The 4,248-nt window shown below is 70.0% G+C and carries 5 protein-coding genes; 2 read left to right on the top strand and 3 right to left on the bottom strand.

Annotation, left to right across the window (positions count from 1 at the left end):
• A partial coding sequence (locus QAA18_RS12430) for a nucleotidyltransferase domain-containing protein (protein ID WP_279413372.1) occupies positions 1 to 903 on the bottom strand: 903 nt, incomplete at its 3' end.
• Positions 900 to 1,676, bottom strand: coding sequence for a type I methionyl aminopeptidase (gene map, locus QAA18_RS12425; RefSeq protein WP_279413371.1), 777 nt, complete (start codon positions 1,674 to 1,676; stop codon positions 900 to 902). The genes QAA18_RS12430 and map, both read right to left, overlap by 4 nt.
• Positions 1,677 to 1,931: 255 nt before the next feature.
• Between map and rpsB the strand changes: the two genes are divergently transcribed.
• Both rpsB and tsf read left to right on the top strand, forming a co-directional pair.
• Positions 1,932 to 2,777, top strand: a complete 846-nt coding sequence (gene rpsB, locus QAA18_RS12420; RefSeq protein ID WP_279413370.1) for a 30S ribosomal protein S2 — start codon at positions 1,932 to 1,934, stop codon at positions 2,775 to 2,777.
• 21 nt (positions 2,778 to 2,798) lie between these two features.
• Positions 2,799 to 3,677: a translation elongation factor Ts gene (gene tsf / locus QAA18_RS12415; protein ID WP_279413369.1), complete on the top strand. Its 879-nt coding sequence runs from the start codon at positions 2,799 to 2,801 to the stop codon at positions 3,675 to 3,677.
• Between the two features lie 89 nt (positions 3,678 to 3,766).
• On the opposite strand, the gene QAA18_RS12410 is transcribed toward tsf, so the two are convergent.
• On the bottom strand, positions 3,767 to 4,248 hold a 482-nt coding region (locus QAA18_RS12410; protein ID WP_279413367.1), incomplete at its 5' end, for a TolC family protein.

Genomic DNA, 4,248 nt, shown 5'->3' with positions numbered 1-4,248 from the left:
GCGGTAGAAGCCCTGCATCATCTGCTCGACGGCGAGGTTGCCGGCGTCGCCGGTGTGGCCCAGGCGTTCGGCCAGCGCCTTCTGGTAGTCGAAGCGCAGGCGCTCCTCGCGGCGGCCGGCGACCAGGTGCAGGCCCCAGCGCAGGCGCGACAGGTCGCGGCGCTGGCGCTCGAGCGTGGCGTATTCGTCGGCGCCGAACTGCCCCAGCGCGACCAGCGGCTCCAGGCCGCGCGCGCCGAGCACGCGCAGCGCCATCCAGTGCAGGGTGTGCACGTCGCGCAGGCCGCCGGGGCCTTCCTTGATGTTGGGTTCCAGGTTGTCGGCGGTGTCGTCGAAGCGCGCGTGCCGCTCGCGCTGCTCCGCGCGCTTGGCCAGGAAGTACTCGCGCGGCGGCCAGGCATGATCCGGCGCGATCGCTTCCTGCAGCCGCGCCACCTCGGCGGCGTTGGTCTGCAGCGGACGCGCTTCCAGCATCGCGGTCAGCACGGTGATGTCGGCGGCCGCGGCCTCGCTGCATTCGGCCGCCGAGCGCACCGCATGCCCTACCGGCAGGCCGGCGTCCCAGAGCAGCGCGAACAGCCGCGCCAGCGCGTCGTGGCGGGCCTGCTGCGCGTCCGGTTCGGCCAACACCAGCAGGTCGATGTCCGAATGCGGGAACAGCTCGCCGCGGCCGTAGCCGCCGATCGCGAACAGGCCGATGTCCGTCGGCTCCTGGCCGATGCAGCGCTGCCAGGCCTGGCGCACCCACTCGTCGACGGCGCGCGTGCGTGCGGCCAGCAACCGGTCGATGTCCTCGCCGGCATCGAAGCGGGCGGCGAATGCGGCGTCGTCTCCGGCGAGCGCGGCGCGCGCCGCGGCAGCCCAGCCCGCGTCATCCGCCGGCCGGGGCTGGACGGCGCTCACAGGTCGTTGTCGTCGCCCGGCAGGCGGGTCAGGATCTCGACCCCGTCGGCGGTCACCGCCACGGTGTGCTCCCACTGCGCCGAGAGCTTGCGGTCCTTGGTGACCACGGTCCAGCCGTCGGGCAGCACCTTCGCGTAGCGGGTGCCCTCGTTGATCATCGGCTCGATGGTGAAGGTCATGCCTTCCTTCAGCACCATGCCCTGCCCCGGCTTGCCGTAATGCAGGACCTGCGGGTCGTCGTGGTAGACCTTGCCGATGCCGTGGCCGCAGTACTCGCGGACCACGCTGAAGCGCTCGCCCTCGGCGTACTGCTGGATGGCGTGGCCGATGTCGCCCAGGGTCGCGCCCGGCTTGACCGCGCGGATGCCGCGGAACATGGCCTCGCGGGTGGTCTCGACCAGGCGCCGCGCCATCACCGAGGGCTCGCCCACGTAGTACATGCGGCTGGTGTCGCCGTGCCAGCCGTCCTTGATGACGGTGACGTCGATGTTGACGATGTCGCCGTCCTTGAGGACCTTGCCCGGGCTGGGGATGCCGTGGCAGATGACGGTGTTCACCGAGGTGCAGACCGTGGCCGGGAAGCCGCGGTAGCCAACGTTGGCCGGGATCGCGTCCTGGACCTTGACGATGTGGTCGTGGCAGATCCGGTCCAGCTCGGCGGTGGTCACGCCGGGCTTCACGTACGGGGCCACGACCTGGAGCACCTCGGCGGCCAGGCGGCCGGCGACGCGCATCTTCTCCAGGTCGGCGGGGGTCTTGAGCTCGATCGACATCCGCCCATTATCCCCCTCGACGCAAGCCCCCGGAACCCCCTATAATCGACCGGTTCACCCTCCGGGGTGGCCGCCATGCCGGGCGACACCGGCAAATCCACACCTGTCGACAACCCCTGCGCCGGGGTGCTCCGCAAGGAGTTCGGACGCAGTGACGGCAGGGAGGCCCAACCCCGGGATCCATCGCCTGCCCTCGCGGCCGGCGAACCGTCCACACCTTTCCGGACGGCGGATTCCATTATCGGAGCAACAGCAATGCCCCAGATCACCATGCGCCAGATGCTGGAAGCCGGCGTTCACTTCGGCCACCAGACCCGCTACTGGAACCCGAAGATGGCCCCGTACATCTTCGGCGCCCGCGGCAAGATCCACATCATCAACCTCGAGAAGACCGTGCCGCTGTTCGGCGACGCGATGAACTTCATCTCGGGCATCGCGCAGAAGCGCGGCATGATCCTGTTCGTCGGCACCAAGCGTTCGGCCCGCGACTCGGTCAAGGAAGAAGCCGAGCGTTGCGGCATGCCGTACATGACCCAGCGCTGGCTGGGCGGCACCCTGACCAACTTCGCCACGGTGAAGAAGTCGGTCGGCCGCCTCAAGGAGCTGGAAGCCGCCGAGACCGACGGCACCTTCGAGAAGCTGGTCAAGCACGAAGTGCTGGGCCTGCGCCGCGAGCGCGACAAGCTCGAGGCCTCGCTGGGCGGCATCAAGGACATGAACCGCCTGCCCGACGCGCTGTTCGTGATCGACATCGGCCACGAGGACATCGCGATCAAGGAAGCCAAGAAGCTCGGCATCCCGGTCATCGCCGTGGTCGACACCAACTACGATCCGGCCCTGGTCGACTACCCGATCCCGGGCAACGACGACGCCATCCGTGCCGTGCAGCTGTACGCGCGCGCCGCTGCCGATGCCGTGCTCGAGGGCAAGGCTGCCGCCCCGCAGGCCGCCAGCGTGCGCGAGGAAGAGTTCGGCGGCGACGCCGACGGCGACAAGCCGGCCCGCCGCGCCCCGCGCAAGGCCCCGGCGAAGAAGGCCGCCAAGGCCGACGACGCCCCGGCTGCAGAGGCGCCCGCCGCCGACGCCCCGGCCGCCGAATAAAACCGAAGGAGAAGATCCCCCATGGCAGAAATCACCGCATCGATGGTCAAGGAGCTGCGCGAGCGCACCGGGGCCGGCATGATGGAGTGCAAGAAGGCGCTCACCGAGAACAACGGCGACATCCAGGCCGCCGCCGACTGGCTGCGCAAGACCGGCCTGGCCAAGGCCGACAAGAAGGCCAACCGCGTCGCCGCCGAAGGCCGCATCGCGATGGCCCAGGCCGCCGGCAAGGCGGTCCTGGTCGAGATCAACTCCGAGACGGACTTCGTCGCCAAGGACGCGAACTTCCTGGCCTTCACCGAGGAAGTGGCCAAGACCGCGCTCGACAGCGGCGCGCAGGACGCCGAGGCGCTGAAGGCCGCGAAGATGGGTGCCGGCACGGTCGATGAAGCCCGCCAGGGCCTGGTGGCCAAGGTCGGCGAGAACGTGCAGGTGCGTCGCGTGGCGCGCATGGAAAGCGCCGGCAACACCATCGGCGCCTACGTCCACGGCGGCCGCATCGGCGTGCTGGTCGAGGTCAAGGGCGGCAACGAGGAACTGGCCCGCGGCCTGGCGATGCATGTCGCGGCGATGAACCCGCCGTACATCTCGCCCGCCCACGTGCCGGCCGACTTCGTCGCCCGCGAGAAGGAGATCGCGCTGGCCCAGGTCAAGGATTCGGGCAAGCCCGCCGAGATCCTGGAGAAGATGATCTCCGGCAAGATCGCCAAGACCCTGGCCGAGATCAGCCTCACCGGCCAGCCCTACGTGCTCGACACCAACGTCACCGTGGAGGCCGCGCTCAAGGCCGCCGGCGGTGCCGAGGTGCTGTCGTTCGTGCGCCTGGCCGTGGGCGAAGGCATCGAGAAGCAGGCCGACGACTTCCACGCCGAAGTCATGAAGCAGGCCGGCTTGGCCTGACGCAGGCAGTGGGAGCGGCGGACGCCGCGATCCACGAACGAAAAAGCCCGCGAGCGATCGCGGGCTTTTTCATTGCCACGGGAACCTGCTCAGTCGCTCTGCCCTACCCGCCGGTCCACCGGGAGCCGCGTCGGCCAGCCACCGGCCATCGCCTGGTACAGGGCGACTGCGCTGACCGCGGTGCGGGTGCGCGCCGCGGCGAAGGCATCCTGCGCCTGGAGGCGGGTGCGTTCGGCATCGAGCACTTCGAACAGGTCGGTCGCACCGGCCTCGAAACGCACGTGTGCCAGTTCCGCGGCGCGGGCGCTGTCGTTGGCGGCATTCTGCAGGTGCGCATCCTCGACCCGTGCACGCGCGTGGCGCACCAATGCGTTCTCGGTGTCCTCCAGCGCGCGCAGCACGGTCTGCTCGTAGCGCGCCAGCGCGCCGGCCGCGCCGGCATCGGCGGCGGCGATGCGTGCACGCACGCGGCCGACGTCGAGGAACGACCAGTCCACGCCGAGCGCGACCAGGCGGGTTTCGCTGTCGCGTTCGAACAATGCACCCGTGTCGATGGCCTGGCTGCCGATGA

The sequence above is a fragment of the Luteimonas sp. 8-5 genome (genome assembly GCF_029763755.1).
Taxonomy (GTDB): Bacteria; Pseudomonadota; Gammaproteobacteria; order Xanthomonadales; family Xanthomonadaceae; genus Cognatiluteimonas.
The sequence above is the reverse complement of the archived record's forward strand: the minus strand, read 5'-3'. Positions and strand labels throughout refer to the sequence as shown.